Below are 16,822 nucleotides of genomic sequence, written 5' to 3'. Positions count from 1 at the left end.
GGCTTTCATTTGTATGGCGGAGAGATAGGGATTCGAACCCTAGGTACCGGTGAAGGTACAACGGATTTCGAATCCGTCCCATTCGGCCACTCTGGCATCTCTCCAACGGCGCGCATCATAACAACACTTTCGCCGGAAGCGAACCCCCTAAGCGAAATTTTTCCGTGCTATCAGATGCTTGCGTCGATTAAAGCGGTACGCCCAGACGATTGGCGACTTCTTCGTAGGCTTCGATGACGTCACCGAGGCCCTGACGGAAGCGGTCCTTGTCCATTTTCTTGCCGGTAGCCTTGTCCCACAGACGGCAGCCGTCCGGGCTGAATTCGTCGCCCAGGACGATGGAGCCGTCGGAGAACACGCCGAATTCGAGTTTGAAGTCGACCAGCAGTAGGCCGGCGTCGTCGAACAGTTTGCTCAGGACTTCGTTGACCTTGAGCGACAGTTCTTTCATGCGAACCAGTTGCTCGGCGGTGCCCCAACCGAAGGCCACGACGTGGGATTCGTTGATGAACGGGTCGCCCTTGGCGTCGTCTTTCAGGAACAGTTCGAAGGTGTAAGGGTTGAGCTTCATGCCTTCTTCAACGCCCAGGCGCTTGACCAGGCTGCCGGCGGCGTAGTTACGCACGACGCACTCGACCGGGATCATGTCGAGTTTCTTCACCAGGCATTCGTTGTCGCCGAGCAGTTTGTCGAATTGGGTCGGCACGCCGGCGGCTTCGAGTTTCTGCATGATGAAGGCGTTGAACTTGTTGTTCACCATGCCTTTGCGGTCGAGCTGCTCGATGCGCTTGCCGTCGAACGCCGAAGTGTCGTTGCGAAACAGCAGGATCAAGCGGTCAGCGTCGTCGGTCTTGAAAACCGATTTGGCTTTGCCGCGGTAGAGTTCTTCACGTTTTTCCATGATGGGCTCCGCTTGCTAAGTAGGTGGGCTAGGCGATGTGTCGCCAGTCGAGCCCTGAATCTTGATCGGCCAGTTGCAGCCAGTCCGGGTCGCACCCGAGGGTGTCGACAAAACATTGCCGGGCCAGCTGCGGCAGGTTGTTCTTGCTGCTCAGATGGGCCAGGACCAGATGTTGCAGGCCTTGCCAGCCCAACTCAGACACCAGGAATGCCGCCTGGTGGTTGTTCAAATGTCCCAGTTCACCGCCCACCCGCTGCTTCAAGAAGTACGGGTAGTGACCACGAGCGAGCATGTCACGGCAATGGTTGGACTCGATCATCAACGCATCGAGGTCCCGATAGCCGTCCAGCACCTTGTTGCAATACGACCCCAGGTCGGTCAGCAGGCCGAAGCGCCGCTCACCGTCACTGAAGACATACTGCGTCGGTTCCTGTGCATCGTGGGCCACGGCAATGACGCCGATGCTCAGTGCGCCGATCTGCAGTTGCTCGCCGCCAGCCAGTAGGCCAGCCGGTTCAATCGGTTTGCGCATCCCGCGCAGGGTCCCGCGACTGAGGTAGACAGGCAGATTGTAGCGCCGAGACAGCAAACCCACGCCATGCACGTGGTCGGCATGTTCGTGGGTCACGAGTATCGCGCTCAACTGCGCAGGGTTCACACCCAGGCGCAGCAGGCGTTTTTCGGTTTCCCGCAGGGAGAAACCACAATCCACCAGTACATACGTGTCAGCGCTGGCTATCAGCGTGCCGTTCCCTTGGCTACCGCTGCCGAGAACGGCAAAACGCATGTGATCAGCCCAGGTTGTCCTGAATCACGCTCAACACTTTGCGCGCCACTTCTGCCGGCGCCACAGTGTTGATGTTTTTCTCGACGGTAACCTGGACGTTGTCGCCAACCTTGCTCAGGCGAACCTGATAACGCTCGGCCCGGGCTTCAACTTCTTCCTTGCTTGGCGCGCTGCCGAACAGGCCGCTGAAGAAGCCTGGCTTCTCGTCTTTCTTCTCGGCTTTTTCAGAGAGGTTGATGTAGTACAGGCCCAGGCTGCGGTTGATGTCTTCAACGCGCCATTCGCCCTGTTCCAGCGCACGACCTACGCTCGACCAGGCACGATCCAGGTCGTTGCCGACGTTCAGAACCGGGTTGCCGCTGCCGTCTTCGCTCAGGCTGACACGACTTGGCGTATCAAAATCACGCGAAGCCAGCATGGAGACCGAACCGCCCTTCTCCGAGATGCGGCTCATGCTTGCGAGCATGTCGTCGACCAGTGCCGCGTCCAGGCCAGTGTTGACCGAACGGTTGGTGAAAGCCACGTCGGCAGTGCTGCCGGCAGGACGTTCGGCGCTGACCACGTAGACTTCGCTGGTGTTGCGCTGCACGCCTGGCTCGATACGCACCCGAACGCGGGTTTCGCTGTCGGTGCTGACACCGGCGGCGCTCAGGCGCTTGGCCATCGCTGCGGACAGTTCGTCGGCATGCTGCCAGGTGGTGGTGAATTCGCCGGTTTGCGGCTTCTGTTCGTCCAGGCGGAAACCGTTGTCCTGGAAGAACTGCACAGCCACTGGCCAGACTTCGGCAGGTGGGTTCTGGGCGACGATCCAGCGCGAATCACCGGTCTTCTGCAGGGAGTAGGCGCTTGCGTCGGCCGCTGCCGACAACGGCTGCGGACGCGGCACGATGTACTCGCCCTTCGCGGTGTCATCGGCCACGTTGCGCGGGATCGGCAACAGCGGATCCAGACGTTTGGCGGTGCTGACATCCGTCGGCAATTGCATAGGTGCAGTCTGTTGCGCTTCCAGGTAATCGCTACCACGGTCACGGAAATAACCTTCCGGGCCCCAGACCCATCCACAGCCACTGGTGCTGGAGATAATCAAGGCAAGTGCGGAAAGTCCGGCCAATCGCTTCATGCGTAGTGCTTCCTCAATTAAACCAGTACGCCGGACTGGCGCATGGCCTGCCGCAGCGGTTCGTGACAGGCAGCGCTGAGCCAGGTGAGCGGCAGACGGATACCGTCCGGCATCAAGCCCATTTCATGCAGTGCCCATTTCACGGGGATAGGGTTGGATTCGATAAACAGGGTTTTATTGAGCGGCATCAGCTTTTCGTGAATCGCGCGAGCTGTAACGGCGTCGCCTTTCAGGGCAGCGTTGCACAGGTCGCTCATGTCGCGCGGGGCGACGTTGGCGGTGACCGAGATGTTGCCTTTGCCGCCGAGCAGGATCAGTTCGACTGCGGTGGCGTCGTCTCCGGACAGCACCACGAAGTCTTTGCTGACGCCGTCGATGATGGCTTTGGCACGGGTCAGGTCGCCGGTGGCTTCCTTGATGCCGATGATGTTTTTCACGGTCGACAGGCGAATCACGGTTTCAGTCAGCATGTCGCAGGCCGTACGGCCCGGCACGTTGTAAAGAATCTGCGGGATGTCGACGGCTTCGGCGATGGCCTTGAAGTGCTGGTACAAGCCTTCCTGGGTCGGCTTGTTGTAGTACGGCGTGACCAGCAGGCAAGCATCGGCGCCGGCGGTCTTCGCATTGGTGGTCAGCTCGATGGCTTCGCGCGTCGAGTTGGCGCCGGTACCGGCGATCACCGGAATGCGCCCTGCCACCTGCTTCACCACGTAACGAATCACTTCGATGTGCTCGTTCACGTCAAGGGTGGCCGATTCGCCTGTAGTGCCGACCGCCACGATCGCGTGGGTGCCGTTCTGCAGGTGAAAGTCCACCAGTTTGCTCAGGCTGTCCCAGTCGAGACGACCTTGTGCATCCATGGGTGTGACCAGTGCCACCATACTGCCCGCAATCATGCAACCGCTCCTGCCGGAAAAAGAGAGCGGTAATGGTACTGGCGCCAAGATGCTTGTACAAGCAAAGTACTGCGCTGCCGCCATTCCCCTTGGCGCTGCTTTTCGCTACCCTTCAGACTTTGATCGGTACTGATAAGCTCGCACACCGGGTTTCAGCCTCCATTTTCGGCATCACAAGCCCCGATCCAGCGTTGCCACCCTTCGCTCTTGCCTTAATGGAGCACGTTGCAACCTTCGGCCCGGGTTTTCTGAATTCGCATCCGCAGGCTCGCCCCCGGCAGTAAAAGCCCGTAGAAGTATCGACCGCTCATCGCTTTAGGAATGCTGCATGTCCACCCCCACAGTTCGCGAACAATTCCTTGTCATCAGTGCCCTCGGCGCCAACCCCATGGAGCTGACTAACGTCCTGTGCCGCGCCAGCCATGAAAACCGCTGCGCCGTGGTCACCTCTCGCCTGACCCGTCATGGCGAGTGCAGCGCGTTGATCCTTCAAATCTCCGGCAGCTGGGACGCCTTGGCGCGCCTGGAAGGCAGCCTGCCGGGCCTGGCCAAGAAGCACGCATTCACCGTTAACGTGGTGCGCAGCGCGGCGCTGGAGAATCGTCCTCAGGCACTGCCTTACGTCGCTTACGTCAGCTCGGCCTATCGCTCGGACATCATCAACGAGCTGTGTCAGTTCTTCATGGACCACAACGTCGAGCTGGAAAACCTGACCTGCGACACGTATCAGGCGCCGCAAACCGGCGGCACCATGCTCAACGCCACGTTTACCGTGACTTTGCCGGCCGGCGTGCAGATCAGCTGGCTGCGCGATCAATTCCTGGATTTCGCCGACGCGCTGAACCTGGACGCGCTGATCGAACCGTGGCGCCCACAAAACCCAATGTAAGGAAGCTTTCATGGCCGTTGCCATCGACCAACCGGTTGCCGACTTCGAAGCACCCGCCACCAATGGACAGACCGTCAGCCTCGCAGGCCTTAAAGGCAAGCAAGTGGTGATCTACTTCTATCCGAAGGACAGCACGCCGGGCTGCACCACTCAAGGTCAGGGCTTTCGCGATCAACTGGACGCCTTTAAAGCGGCCAATACTGAAGTGTTCGGCGTGTCGCGCGACAGCCTGAAATCCCACGAAAACTTCAAGGCCAAGCAAGCGTTCACCTTTGAGCTGATCAGCGACAAGGAAGAAGCGCTGTGCCAGTTATTTGATGTGATCAAGCTGAAGAAGCTGTATGGCAAGGAATACATGGGCGTTGATCGCAGCACATTCCTGATTGATAAGGACGGTGTGCTGCGTCAGGAATGGCGCGGTGTGAAGGTGCCGGGGCATGTTGATGCGGTGTTGGCTGCCGCCCAGGCGTTGAACAAGGCCTGAGTTTATTGGCGTCTGTTCTGACGCCTTCGCGGGCAAGCCTCGCTCCTACAGGTTGATGAACGCCGCTAACTTGTAGGAGCGAGGCTTGCCCGCGAAGAGGCCCTCAAGGCGAACAATTAAAGCAACGGCGCCACCACCGGCTCCTTGCGCGGCCAAGCATCCAGCACCGCCTTGAACAAGGTTGCCAGCGGAATCGCAAAGAATACCCCCCAGAACCCCCACAGCCCGCCAAACAACAGCACCGCGCAGATAATCGCCACCGGGTGCAGGTTGACCGCCTCCGAAAACAGCAGCGGCACCAGCACATTCCCGTCCAGCGTCTGAATAATCCCGTAGACCGCCATCAAGTAAATGAACTGATCGCTCCAGCCCCACTGGAACAGCGCAATCAGCATGACTGGCACCGTCACCACCACTGCGCCGACGTAAGGCACAACCACTGACACGCCCACCAGCAACGCCAGCAGTGCCGCGTAGTTGAGCCCCAGAACCACAAAGCCGATATAGGTCACACCACCGCAGATGAAAATCTCAATGACTTTGCCGCGAATGTAGTTGGCAATCTGCCGGTTCATCTCATGGGCAACCCGGGTGATCAACGCCCGTTCACGCGGCAGATAGCCTCGCACCCACTGACCGATCATCTCGCGGTCCTTGAGGAAGAAGAACACCAGGATCGGCACCAGCACCAGGTAGATCATGATGTTCACCAGCAACGGCAGGCTCGACAGCGAGAACGTCAGCGCCCACTGACCGAACTTGCCGATCTCGCCCCGCGCCACTTCGATGGCCTGCAGCACCTGCTCGTCCGATACCAGGTGCGGATAACGCTCGGGCAGCAGCAACAGCAGCGATTGCCACTTGGCAAGCATGCCGGGCAGTTCATTGAACAGCGTGATCAACTGATGCCAGAGCAACGGCACCACGACAACAATGAACACCAGCAACACGCCCATGAACAACGCGAAGACCAGCCCCACCGCCACCCCGCCGGGCATGCGCAGGCGTTCGAGGGTAACGACCAGGCCTTGCATCAGATACGCCAGTACCATCCCGGCCAGCACCGGCGCGAGCATGCCGCCCAGAGTGAGTACGGCGGTAAAGGCCAGAAACAGCAGCACGGCCAGCACCACGGCTTCTTCGTCGGAAAAGTAGCGCTGAATCCAGTCGCGTAACACCTTGAACATCAATAATCCTTAGAAACGAACGCAGCAGGTTTCAGGCTTTTTTCAGCCAGTAGCGGTAAACACCCGCCTCATCTTCTTCGCGAAGCAGCGTATGACCGGCCAATCGGGCAAAGGTGCGAAAGTCGCGCTGGGAGCCCGCGTCGGTGGCGATCACCTTGAGCACCGCGCCACTGGCCATTCGATTGAGCTCCAGCTTGGCCTTGAGCAACGGCAATGGGCAATTCAAGCCACTGGCGTCCAGTTCGGCGTCATGGGCTACAGCGTCGGTCATTACATCGCTCCGGGTCAGGTGGTTGAGATGCCTAGAATATCTGGTCCCAAGCCAAGTGTCCGGCTACAGTAAGGTCTTTGTCGACTAAGGCTTTGTGCATGACTTTTTTGCGCCCTACCCTGCTGACGCTCGCTTGCCTGCTTGCCTCACCGGGCTTCGCCGACGACCTGCCGTCACTCGGCGACGCCAGTTCTGCCATCGTCTCGCCGCAACAGGAATACCAATTGGGCCGTGCGTGGCTGGCACTGTTGCGCAGCCAGGTCTCGCAGCTCAACGATCCGCAGCTCAAGGATTACGTCGAATCCAGCGTTTACCGACTGGTGGAAACCAGCCAGGTCAATGACCGGCGCCTGGAGTTCATCCTGATCAACAGCCCGCAACTCAACGCCTTTGCGGCGCCAGGCGGGATTGTCGGGGTCAACGGTGGCCTGTTCCTCAACGCGCAGACCGAGGGCGAGTACGCTTCGGTACTGGCGCACGAATTGGCTCACTTGTCGCAGCGCCACTTTGCCCGCGGCGTTGAAGCCCAACAGCGCATGCAAGTGCCGATGATGGCTGCCCTGCTGGCCGGTATCGTCATTGCGGCTGCCGGTGCCGGTGACGCCGGGATCGCGGCGATTGCCGGTACTCAAGCGGCGGCGATCCAGGAGCAACGACGCTTCTCGCGTCAGAACGAACAGGAAGCCGACCGCATCGGCATCCTCAATCTGGAAAAGGCCGGTTACGACCCGCGGTCGATGCCGACCATGTTCGAGCGGTTGATGCGTCAGTACCGCTTCGACGCCAAGCCACCGGAATTCCTGCTGACTCACCCGGTGACCGAATCGCGGATCGCTGACACCCGCAACCGCGCCGAACAGGCCAAACCGGGCGGCATCGAAGACACCATGCGCTATCAGCTGATTCGTGCGCGCGTTCAGCTGGTCTATGAAGAAACCCCAGGGTTGGGCGCCAAGCGCTTTCGCGCGCAACTCGATGAGAACCCTAAAAACGATGTCGCCCGGTATGGTCTGGCGATCGCCCAGATCAAGGGCGGCCAGTTGAATGAAGCTCGCGAGAACCTCAAGCTGCTGCTGGCCAAATCACCGAACGAGATCATCTACAACCTGGCGCAGGTCGATCTGGACATCACCAACAATCGTCTGCCTGACGCGCAAACACGGGTAGACCGGATGCTGACTCAGTACCCCGGCAACTATCCGCTGAACCAGGTGCGTGTCGATCTGCTGCTGAAACAAAACCGCGCCGCCGATGCCGAGAAGGCGCTTGAAGGGCTGCTCAAGTCGCGCCCGGATGATCCGGACGTGTGGTATCAGGTTGCCGAGACGCGCGGCCTGTCAGGCAACATCATCGGCCTGCATCAGGCTCGCGCGGAGTACTTCGCCCTGGTTGGCGACTATCGTCAGGCCATTCAGCAACTGGACTTCGCCAAGCGCAAGGCCGGCACCAACTTCCCGTTGTCGTCGCGTATCGACGCCCGGCAGCGTGAGCTGATGGAGCAGGAGCGCATGGTCAAGGACATGATGGGCTGACCTGTCTCAGGAGCACAAAAGCTTCAGGCACAAAAAAACCGCCTCTTTCGAGGCGGTTTTTTATTCAGCCGACAACCGGTTTATTCAGCCAGTTTGAAGGTGATGAAGCTGGCACGACCTTGACGCAGAACCCGCATGGACACCGAACGATTCTTCGGCAGCGCCTTGGCGATTTCAGCGAACTCTTTGCTGTCGTTGATTGCCTGGTTGTTCAAGTGGGTGATCACATCATTAGGCTGCAAGCCGATGAGTGATGCAGGACCGTCCTGAACTTCCTTGATCACCACACCACCTTTGAGGTCGTAGGTCTTCTTCTGCTCAGCGGTCAGATCAGCGACGGCAACGCCCAGACGATTGCTGTTGGTTTCAACGCCCGACTTGAGTTTCGAGTCCAGCTCTTTGCCTTCGTCAGGGATTGCGCCAACCGTCAGCTCGACATTCTTGCGCTTGCCGTCACGAATCACTTCAAGCTTGGCCTTCTCGCCGTCTTTCAGTGCGCCCACCAGGTGCGGCAGATCGGCAGACATGACGATCGGTTGACCGTTCATGCTCAGGATCACGTCGCCGACTTGCAGATCGCCCTTGGAAGCCGGGCCATCTTCCTGGATCTGGGCCACCAGCGCACCGGCCGGCTTCTCAAGACCGAACGATTCGGCCAGATCCTTGTTCACTTCCTGGATCACCACACCCAACCAGCCACGGCTGACTTTACCGCCGCTTTTCAGCTGATTGGAAACGTCCATGGCCACATCGATAGGGATCGCGAACGATACGCCCATGAAACCACCGGAACGGGTGTAGATCTGCGAGTTGATCCCGACCACTTCACCGGCCAGGTTGAACAGCGGACCACCTGAGTTACCCGGGTTGATAGGCACGTCGGTCTGGATGAACGGCACATAATTTTCGTTCGGCAGGCTACGACCGACAGCGCTGACGATGCCTTGGGTCACGGTATGGTCGAAACCGAACGGCGAGCCGATCGCGACGACCCATTGGCCGGCCTTCAGGTCTTGGGACTTGCCCAGCTTCAAGACTGGCAGGTCCTTGCCTTCGATTTTCAGCAATGCCACGTCGGAACGTGGATCGGTGCCAACCAGCTTGGCTTTCAATTCACTGCGGTCGGAGAGACGAACGAGAATTTCGTCGGCATCGGCGATCACGTGGTTGTTGGTCAGGATGTAGCCGTCAGGCGAGATGATGAAACCCGAGCCCAGTGACTGCGCTTCACGCTGGCGATCACCGCGAGGCGAGCGTGGCTGCTGCGGCATGCCCCGTTCGAAGAACTCGCGCAGTGCTGGTGGCAGGCCTTCAAGGTCGGGCATCTGGCCTGACACTCTACGGTCCGGCAGCTTTTGTGTGGTACTGATGTTCACCACTGCGGGCGAGGCTTGCTCGACCAATTGAGTGAAGTCAGGCAACTCGACTGCTTGAGCAGTGACCGCCTGACCAAGCACCAGCACGGTGGCAACAATGGAAAGATAAGACTTCAAGCGTGGTATCGACATACGGCTCCCGTTACGACGAGCATGGTTAAGCGATATGGAGCAAGGAACACCGGGAAAGATACGCCGGTATTTTTGTTCCGGGAACAACAAAACAAGGCCAGAGCCGTGAGGCTCTGACCTATAGAAAAATTCAGGTTTTTTTGCAAATTGAAATGCTCACCAAACATTTCGGCATCAGCTCACTACTTGGTTGCAGTGGCATCGGTGCGCATGGACAGCGCAATCCGTTCAGCAGTACCAATCGGGATCTCGCCAACCACGGTCACCATCATCTCGCCTTGAGGGGTGGTCAAGCGTCGAGAAACAGCAACGGTAGGGCCTAACTGGGTGCGGGTGTCGGTGACGGTCGCACCGTTCAACGGCTCGAGGAATACCGAGAAGCGCGCCAGACCATCGTCATACATCAGACTGTTGACCAAGGTTTTGGTCTCTGGATCCTTGCGGGCGCTGCTGCTGGTCAACTCGAAACCGGGTGGAAGCCAGTCAGAATGCCAGGCCTGGGCGGTCTTGACAGCGGAAGCCTTGTCACCGTCGAGTTTGACAGCCTTGCAATCGTCGCCGGCCTTCAAGTCTGATTCCGAAGGCACGCTGGCAGTATCCAATTGGGTGAACTGGAAGCGCTCGAGCAACTGCCCTTTGTCATTGAGTAACAATGACTTCAGCGGCAAGCCGGTTTCCTTATCGAGGTGAAGCTCAAAACCGTAGCGATGCTGATCACGTGGCGTCAGTGAAACAATCACTGCCGCACGCCCAGCCACACGCGACTTGCCAATGACGGCAAGGTCATACCAATTTTTCAGCTTTTGTGGATCGAGTGCACGAGCAGCGGAGTTGGGTGAATCCCCAAGCCCTGCTATCAGGAGGCCACTGACGCATTGAGTATGCCCATCAATGCGCACGACTTCCTGTGCTGAGCCGTCGAGCTGGAGTAAACGCTCGCGGACCTTGCCATCCTGGACGCGGTGCCAGATGTTATGGGTAGAAAAACTACCGTTACGCTCGTAAACGAAAGTGCCGTGAAAGCTTTGCTGTTGCTCGGCCTGACCAAGACGGGTCAACCAGTCCTGGGCTTCATCGGCGTGGGCTGGAGCAACAATCCAGCCACCGAGCAGAAGCGAAATTAGAGGTATGGCGCGCATGATCCTCCTTAACGGTTTTCCAGGCTTGCTGCACGAGCGTAAGGCAGAGCGCTCTCAGTACCTTTCAGTGCAGCCTGTTGAGCATGTTGGCGCAAGTAGCCTGGCAGACGCTGATCGTGCCAGCCTGGTTGACCTTGCAATACGCCGTTGGCCATAGGGCCAGTGGCTTCCGAACTCTCATTATAGCCTGCCAATACAGCTGGGCCTTTGACCTGAGGAACGGCCAGCGTCGGTTGACCGGACTGCTGAGCAAGTTCGACACCAGCGATCTCGTCCTGGTTGTACAGACGCACACCTGCCAGCACGGCAACGGTCACCGAAGCAGCAACAGCCAGGCGACCCAGGCTGCGCCATGGACCACGGGAGGCTTTTGCCGGTACGGCTTCGTCGGCCAAAGCAGCAGAAACTGCCGCGGCGATGTCCAGACGTGGAAGCAGCAGATCCTTGTGCATAACTGCCCGAGCGATCTGATAACGAGCCCATGTTTCACGGGTTTCAACATCGTCAAAGGCATTTAATACCCGACGCAATTCCAGTTCGTCCGCTTCGTTATCCATCACTGCGGACAGCGATTCCTGCAGGGCTTCACGACTCATGGCGTTCCTCTCTTGGCTATCGCCGCTGTCTCAGTTTTCCTGCAACAACGGCTGCAGGGCTTTATCGATGGCCTCCCGAGCGCGGAAAATCCGGGATCGCACGGTACCCACCGGACATTGCATGACCGCCGCAATGTCTTCGTAACTCAGACCATCGAATTCACGTAAAGTTAAAGCCGTACGCAAATCTTCTGGCAGTTGCTGAATGGTTCGATGGACGGTGCCTTCGATCTCATCCCGCAGCAACGCACGTTCTGGCGACTCGAGATCCTTGAGGCCATGATCGCCATCGTAGAACTCTGCATCTTCGGAACTGACATCGCTATCCGGCGGCCGACGGCCGCGTGAAACCAGATAATTCTTCGCCGTGTTGATGGCGATGCGGTAAAGCCACGTATAAAACGCGCTGTCTCCGCGAAAATTTCCAAGTGCGCGGTAGGCCTTGATAAAGGCTTCCTGTGCCACATCCTGGGCTTCATGGGTGTCGTGCACGAAACGCACGATCAACCCGAGAATTTTGTGCTGGTATTTCAGCACTAGCAGATCGAAAGCTCGCTTGTCGCCGCGTTGAACGCGCTCGACAAGCTGCTGATCCTCTTCCTGGGTTAGCATGAACACTCCTCGATAAGCTCGGAGGAGGCTTGCATAACTAAACGACCAGACTTGCAAACATAGACTCGGGCTTTTCGCAAAAGTTCTCCCCCTCCAAGCAAGTTTCCTGCGGGCTCTGATTTGGCACGCACGAAAAGCGCAGCTCGGCATGACCCGGCTGCGCGAATAATCTTGTCGTCGGATTCACTGGCAAGGACCAAACCGCACGTCCTGTCCTGAAACCGACACTGTCCTTCTTTTCAGGCACCGTCTATTGATCTTGAGCCTTTGGCAAAAGTTCCAAATATTTATAGCCGGGCGAAAGGCACATTGTGCAACCGTGAACAGAAAAAGACTGTTAAATCGTTGATACAGTCGCCTTGTCGCCGAACCCGCCGAAAAAGCATCCGACGAAGCGTCAGGTATTTTCCGTCACAGTAGTTTCACAATGCCATATGCGCTCGGGTATTGTGCCGCTCCCCCCCTCTATATACTAGTGGGCTGTGTGGCTGCCTTGACTCGCCGTTCCAGGAGTCTTGCGCCAACCCCGACCCGGGTCGCTTTGAGCGGAATCCTGAAATGAGCCAACAGTTTCAACACGATGTTCTGGTCATTGGCAGCGGCGCTGCCGGTTTGAGCCTTGCGCTGACCTTGCCCGGTCAATTGCGCATCGCCGTACTGAGCAAAGGCGACCTCGCCAACGGCTCGACATTTTGGGCCCAGGGCGGCGTCGCTGCCGTTCTGGATGACACCGATACTGTCGAATCCCACGTCGACGACACCCTCAATGCCGGCGGTGGACTCTGCCACGAAGACGCCGTGCGCTTTACCGTCGAGCACAGTAAAGAAGCCATTCAGTGGCTGATCGATCAAGGTGTGCCGTTTACCCGCGATGAACAGTCCGGCACCGAAGACGGTGGATTCGAATTTCACCTGACCCGCGAAGGCGGTCACAGTCATCGGCGCATCATTCACGCCGCCGATGCCACGGGCGCGGCGATTTTCAGAACCTTGCTCGCCCAGGCCAAACAGAGACCGAACATCGAACTGCTGGAACAGCGGGTCGCGGTCGATCTGATCACCGAAAAACGCCTGGGCCTCGAAGGCGATCGCTGTCTCGGCGCCTACGTCCTCAATCGCGGTACCGGTGAAGTCGACACCTACGGCGCACGATTCGTGATCCTCGCATCCGGCGGCGCGGCAAAGGTCTACCTCTATACCAGCAACCCCGACGGCGCCTGCGGTGATGGCATCGCCATGGCGTGGCGCTCGGGCTGCCGGGTGGCCAACCTGGAGTTCAACCAGTTCCACCCGACCTGCCTGTATCACCCGCAAGCCAAGAGTTTCCTGATCACTGAAGCCCTGCGCGGCGAAGGTGCGCACCTGAAGCTGCCCAACGGCGAACGCTTCATGCAGCGCTTCGACCCTCGCGCCGAGCTGGCCCCGCGCGACATCGTCGCCCGCGCCATCGACCATGAGATGAAGCGCCTGGGTGTCGACTGCGTCTATCTGGACATCAGCCACAAGCCCGAAGCGTTCATCAAGACCCACTTCCCGACGGTGTATGAGCGCTGCCTCGAGTTTTCCATCGACATCACCAAGCAACCGATCCCGGTGGTTCCTGCGGCGCACTACACCTGCGGCGGCGTGATGGTCGATCAGAACGGTCGCACCGACGTGCCGGGGCTGTATGCCATCGGCGAAACCAGCTTCACCGGCCTGCACGGCGCCAACCGCATGGCCAGCAACTCGCTGCTGGAGTGTTTTGTTTACGCCCGTTCGGCGGCGGCGGACATTCTGGATCAGTTGCCGCAGGTTTCGATTCCGATCGCCCTGCCCGTCTGGGATGCGAGCCAGGTCACCGATTCCGACGAAGACGTGATCATTGCGCACAACTGGGATGAACTGCGGCGATTCATGTGGGACTACGTCGGCATCGTGCGCACCAACAAGCGCCTGCAACGCGCGCAGCACCGCGTGCGGCTGCTGCTGGACGAGATTGACGAGTTCTATAGCAACTATAAAGTGAGCAGAGACCTGATTGAATTGAGGAACCTTGCTCAGGTTGCTGAACTGATGATTCAGTCAGCCATGGAACGCAAGGAAAGTCGCGGCCTGCATTACACCCTCGACTACCCGAATATGCTGCCGGTCGCGCTGGACACTATTCTGGTGCCGCCCACCTACGTCGACTGAAGGTGAGTCGCACCCGCAGGCGCCGGTGCAAATCCGCCGCCTGCGAATCGTGGGGAACGCAGATCGATCTGACTCGGCGTTCGTCCCTCAGTCGAAAACGCAAGACCACCAACATCGGCAAAGCCAGGCTGTCCGGTCGTAGCTGCACCGGCTGCCAGCCTGAGGCCTGATTCCACAACTGCCAACCATCGGCATCGCGACGCAAGCCGCGAAATGCCTGAGGATGTGTGAGCAAAATCTGTCGCGGCAATAACCAGAATCCGTGAATAACACACAGCGTCACGCCGAGCAGACTGGCCCAGACCGGTATGGAAAGAAGTAGCAATGAACCCAGCGCGAACAGCTGGGCCACAAGATACGCCGCCAGCAACTGCCGCGAGGCATGCCAGCGGCATTCGAACGCATTACTTGGGCTGGACACGGTCCAGGATCATGCGAACCATGCGCTGAAGCTCAGGATCTTCCGATTCGGCGCGTTCCATGAACCAGCCGAACATGTCCTGATCTTCGCATTCGAGCAGCTTGCGGTAGCAATCGCGGTCGACATCGTTGAGGTGCGGGTAGACCTCTTTCACGAACGGCACCAGCAATACGTCAAGCTCGAGCATGCCGCGGCGGCTGTGCCAGTAGAGGCGATTCAGTTCAACATCTTCGACCATGGAGCGCTCCTCAAATAGGCGGCAAGTATACAGCCCCAGGCCCGGTCGAACACTCGGCTTTGGTCGGGCGCCATCGATCCTTTGTGAACTACCCATTTCGAGAGCGCCCCCTTATGATGTCCCCCAGACTCTTTACCCTGCGATGACCCATGGCCGATTCTGCTTTTTTCTGCACCCTGTCCCATGAAGGCGTTCTTGCAGTCCGCGGCGCGGACGCCAGCAAGTTCCTGCAAGGCCAATTGACCTGCAACCTCAATTACCTGAGCGACACCCAGGCCAGTCTCGGTGCTCGTTGCACGCAGAAAGGCCGGATGCAATCGAGTTTCCGGATTGTGCTGGAAGGTGACGGCGTTCTGCTGGCGATGGCCACCGAACTGCTCGAACCGCAGTTGGCAGACCTGAAAAAGTACGCCGTGTTCTCCAAGTCCAGACTGACGGATGAAAGCGCCGCGTGGGTCCGCTTCGGCCTCGATCATGGCGATGCTGCACTGAGCAGCCTGGGTCTTGAGTTGCCGGCAGACACCGACAGCGTAGTGCGCCATGACGGTCTGATCGCCATTCGCGTCTCGCCGGATCGCGCTGAACTGTGGGTTCCAGCCGATAAAGCAGAGGTTGTACTGGATAAGCTTCGGCGTAAACGCATCGTGGATAAGCTTGCCGAAGGCAATCTGAATCAATGGCTACTGGGCCAGGTCCGCGCAGGGATCGGCCAGGTCATGCCGAGCACCCGCGAGTTGTTCATCCCGCAGATGCTCAACCTGCAAGCCGTCGGTGGCGTGAGTTTCAAAAAGGGTTGCTACACCGGCCAGGAAATCGTCGCGCGCATGCAGTACCTGGGCAAACTCAAGCGCCGCTTGTATCGCCTGACACTGGATGCCAGCGAATTGCCCGAACCCGGCACGCAACTGTTTTCCCCGTCCCACGGCAGTTCTATCGGCGAAGTGGTGCTGGCCGCCAACGCCGGGCAAAACATTGAACTCCTGGCCGTGCTGCAAGCCGAAGCAGCAGAAGGTGGCGATATACATCTGGGCGCCCTCGAAGGGCCAGCCCTGCACCTGCTCGACCTGCCTTATCAACTGGATCGCGATCGCGAAATCCAGCGTTAACCGCAGCACTTGTTGCAACACCCTAGAGAAAAGAAATGAGCGAGCTGGCGGATAAGGTCCAACAGGATTTGGTTGAGGCCATCGATAACGATGACCTGGTTCTGCCAACGTTACCGGAAGTGGCCCTGCAGATTCGCAAGGCCGCTGAAGATCCGGAGGTCAGTGTCAGTGCACTGAGTAAAGTGATCGGCCGTGATACGGCGCTCTCGGCGCGCCTGATCAAAGTGGTCAATAGCCCGCTGCTGCGCGCAACTCAGGAAGTGACTGACCTGCACACGGCGATCACACGGCTGGGCGTCAACTACAGCAGTAATCTGGCGATTGGCCTGGTGATGGAGCAGATTTTCCACGCCCGCTCTGAAGTGGTGGAGCAGAAAATGCGCGATGTCTGGCGTAAAAGCCTGGAAATCGCCGGGGTCAGCTATGCGCTGTGCCGCAGTTACACGCAACTCAAACCTGATCAGGCAGCCCTTGGCGGACTGGTGCATCAGATTGGCGTGCTGCCGATCCTGACCTACGCCGAAGACCATTATGAATTGCTCGCTGACCCGGTCAGCCTCAACCATGTCATCGACCGCATTCATCCATTGATCGGCGACAAACTGCTCAGGGTCTGGGAATTTCCGGAAATGCTGGTGCAGTTGCCGGGGTTGTATCTGGATTTCAAGCGCCAGTCCGAGCGGGTCGATTATGTCGATCTGGTTCAGGTGGCCAGCCTGTATTGCCACAAGGATACGGATCATCCACTGGCACGTATCGATGCGTTCAGTGTGCCAGCCTTCAAGAAACTGGGGATTGATCCGGAGAATGAGGCGATGTGCCGGGATCTGGAAGAGTCACGGTCGATGTTTTATTAAGAGCTTCGCGGGCAAGCCTCGCTCCTACAAAGTCGCGTCGGCGCCGATGCTGCGCATGACACAAAACCTGTAGGAGCGAGGCTTGCCCGCGAAGAGGCAATAA

18 protein-coding genes and 1 tRNA gene are annotated in these 16,822 nt (G+C 58.5%); 6 read left to right on the top strand and 13 right to left on the bottom strand.

Annotation, left to right across the window (positions count from 1 at the left end; all coding sequences use genetic code 11):
• Positions 1-14 precede the first annotated feature (14 nt).
• The 5 genes from ACYZTY_RS05530 to dapA all read right to left on the bottom strand — a co-directional run bounded on the left by ACYZTY_RS05530 (position 15) and on the right by dapA (position 3,704).
• Positions 15-104, bottom strand: a tRNA-Ser gene (locus ACYZTY_RS05530).
• Between the two features lie 83 nt (positions 105-187).
• Entirely contained in the window at positions 188-901 is a 714-nt protein-coding gene (gene purC, locus ACYZTY_RS05525; protein ID WP_008034929.1) for a phosphoribosylaminoimidazolesuccinocarboxamide synthase, read from the bottom strand.
• A gap of 28 nt (positions 902-929) precedes the next feature.
• Positions 930-1,688 carry an MBL fold metallo-hydrolase gene (locus ACYZTY_RS05520; RefSeq protein WP_008153089.1) on the bottom strand — a complete coding sequence of 253 codons (759 nt, stop codon included), beginning with the start codon at positions 1,686-1,688 and terminating at the stop codon, positions 930-932.
• Between the two features lie 4 nt (positions 1,689-1,692).
• Complete coding sequence (gene bamC / locus ACYZTY_RS05515; protein WP_461957631.1) at positions 1,693-2,808, bottom strand: outer membrane protein assembly factor BamC; 1,116 nt, start codon at positions 2,806-2,808, stop codon at positions 1,693-1,695.
• A 17-nt stretch (positions 2,809-2,825) separates the two neighbouring features.
• On the bottom strand, positions 2,826-3,704 hold the full coding sequence (dapA, locus tag ACYZTY_RS05510; RefSeq protein WP_131060374.1) for a 4-hydroxy-tetrahydrodipicolinate synthase: 879 nt from the start codon (positions 3,702-3,704) through the stop codon (positions 2,826-2,828).
• Positions 3,705-4,032: 328 nt separating this feature from the next.
• On the opposite strand from dapA, the gene ACYZTY_RS05505 reads away from it, so the two are divergent.
• Both ACYZTY_RS05505 and ACYZTY_RS05500 read left to right on the top strand, forming a co-directional pair.
• The gene (locus ACYZTY_RS05505) at positions 4,033-4,593 is read left to right on the top strand and encodes a glycine cleavage system transcriptional repressor (protein WP_461957630.1); all 561 of its coding nucleotides are present in this window, start codon (positions 4,033-4,035) and stop codon (positions 4,591-4,593) included.
• Positions 4,594-4,603: 10 nt separating this feature from the next.
• A complete protein-coding gene (locus ACYZTY_RS05500) occupies positions 4,604-5,077 on the top strand; it encodes a peroxiredoxin (protein ID WP_010462257.1) in 474 nt (157 codons plus the stop codon).
• 116 nt (positions 5,078-5,193) lie between these two features.
• On the opposite strand, the gene ACYZTY_RS05495 is transcribed toward ACYZTY_RS05500, so the two are convergent.
• Both ACYZTY_RS05495 and ACYZTY_RS05490 read right to left on the bottom strand, forming a co-directional pair.
• A complete protein-coding gene (locus ACYZTY_RS05495) occupies positions 5,194-6,264 on the bottom strand; it encodes an AI-2E family transporter (RefSeq protein WP_461957629.1) in 1,071 nt (356 codons plus the stop codon).
• A 31-nt stretch (positions 6,265-6,295) separates the two neighbouring features.
• Entirely contained in the window at positions 6,296-6,535 is a 240-nt protein-coding gene (locus ACYZTY_RS05490) for a sulfurtransferase TusA family protein (protein ID WP_028621876.1), read from the bottom strand.
• Between the two features lie 98 nt (positions 6,536-6,633).
• Between ACYZTY_RS05490 and ACYZTY_RS05485 the strand changes: the two genes are divergently transcribed.
• The gene (locus ACYZTY_RS05485; RefSeq protein WP_461957628.1) at positions 6,634-8,067 is read left to right on the top strand and encodes a M48 family metalloprotease; all 1,434 of its coding nucleotides are present in this window, start codon (positions 6,634-6,636) and stop codon (positions 8,065-8,067) included.
• 80 nt (positions 8,068-8,147) lie between these two features.
• Here ACYZTY_RS05485 and ACYZTY_RS05480 read toward each other — a convergent pair whose 3' ends face one another.
• The 4 genes from ACYZTY_RS05480 to rpoE form a co-directional block, all read right to left on the bottom strand.
• Positions 8,148-9,575 (bottom strand): DegQ family serine endoprotease, encoded by a 1,428-nt coding sequence (locus ACYZTY_RS05480; RefSeq protein ID WP_461957627.1) that lies wholly within the window; start codon positions 9,573-9,575, stop codon positions 8,148-8,150.
• A gap of 182 nt (positions 9,576-9,757) precedes the next feature.
• Positions 9,758-10,714: a MucB/RseB C-terminal domain-containing protein gene (locus ACYZTY_RS05475; RefSeq protein WP_461957626.1), complete on the bottom strand. Its 957-nt coding sequence runs from the start codon at positions 10,712-10,714 to the stop codon at positions 9,758-9,760.
• Positions 10,715-10,722: 8 nt separating this feature from the next.
• Entirely contained in the window at positions 10,723-11,310 is a 588-nt protein-coding gene (locus ACYZTY_RS05470; protein ID WP_461957625.1) for a sigma-E factor negative regulatory protein, read from the bottom strand.
• A 30-nt stretch (positions 11,311-11,340) separates the two neighbouring features.
• Complete coding sequence (gene rpoE, locus ACYZTY_RS05465) at positions 11,341-11,922, bottom strand: RNA polymerase sigma factor RpoE (RefSeq protein WP_007944079.1); 582 nt, start codon at positions 11,920-11,922, stop codon at positions 11,341-11,343.
• Between the two features lie 558 nt (positions 11,923-12,480).
• Here rpoE and nadB point away from each other — a divergent pair.
• Positions 12,481-14,097 (top strand): L-aspartate oxidase, encoded by a 1,617-nt coding sequence (gene nadB / locus ACYZTY_RS05460; RefSeq protein WP_461957624.1) that lies wholly within the window; start codon positions 12,481-12,483, stop codon positions 14,095-14,097.
• On the opposite strand, the gene ACYZTY_RS05455 is transcribed toward nadB, so the two are convergent.
• Together ACYZTY_RS05455 and ACYZTY_RS05450 are read right to left on the bottom strand one after the other, a co-directional pair.
• Positions 14,066-14,518 carry a protein YgfX gene (locus ACYZTY_RS05455; RefSeq protein ID WP_461957623.1) on the bottom strand — a complete coding sequence of 151 codons (453 nt, stop codon included), beginning with the start codon at positions 14,516-14,518 and terminating at the stop codon, positions 14,066-14,068. The genes nadB and ACYZTY_RS05455 overlap by 32 nt on opposite strands.
• Positions 14,502-14,756 (bottom strand): FAD assembly factor SdhE, encoded by a 255-nt coding sequence (locus ACYZTY_RS05450; protein WP_007944081.1) that lies wholly within the window; start codon positions 14,754-14,756, stop codon positions 14,502-14,504. Before ACYZTY_RS05450 ends, ACYZTY_RS05455 begins: the two co-directional genes overlap by 17 nt.
• Before the next feature lie 149 nt (positions 14,757-14,905).
• On the opposite strand from ACYZTY_RS05450, the gene ygfZ reads away from it, so the two are divergent.
• Together ygfZ and ACYZTY_RS05440 are read left to right on the top strand one after the other, a co-directional pair.
• The gene (gene ygfZ, locus ACYZTY_RS05445) at positions 14,906-15,862 is read left to right on the top strand and encodes a CAF17-like 4Fe-4S cluster assembly/insertion protein YgfZ (protein ID WP_461957622.1); all 957 of its coding nucleotides are present in this window, start codon (positions 14,906-14,908) and stop codon (positions 15,860-15,862) included.
• A 35-nt stretch (positions 15,863-15,897) separates the two neighbouring features.
• Positions 15,898-16,719 carry an HDOD domain-containing protein gene (locus ACYZTY_RS05440; protein ID WP_461957621.1) on the top strand — a complete coding sequence of 274 codons (822 nt, stop codon included), beginning with the start codon at positions 15,898-15,900 and terminating at the stop codon, positions 16,717-16,719.
• The last annotated feature ends 103 nt before the right edge of the window (positions 16,720-16,822 follow it).

The sequence above is a fragment of the Pseudomonas sp. LB1P83 genome, assembly GCF_054897885.1.
The sequence above is the reverse complement of the archived record's forward strand: the minus strand, read 5'-3'. Positions and strand labels throughout refer to the sequence as shown.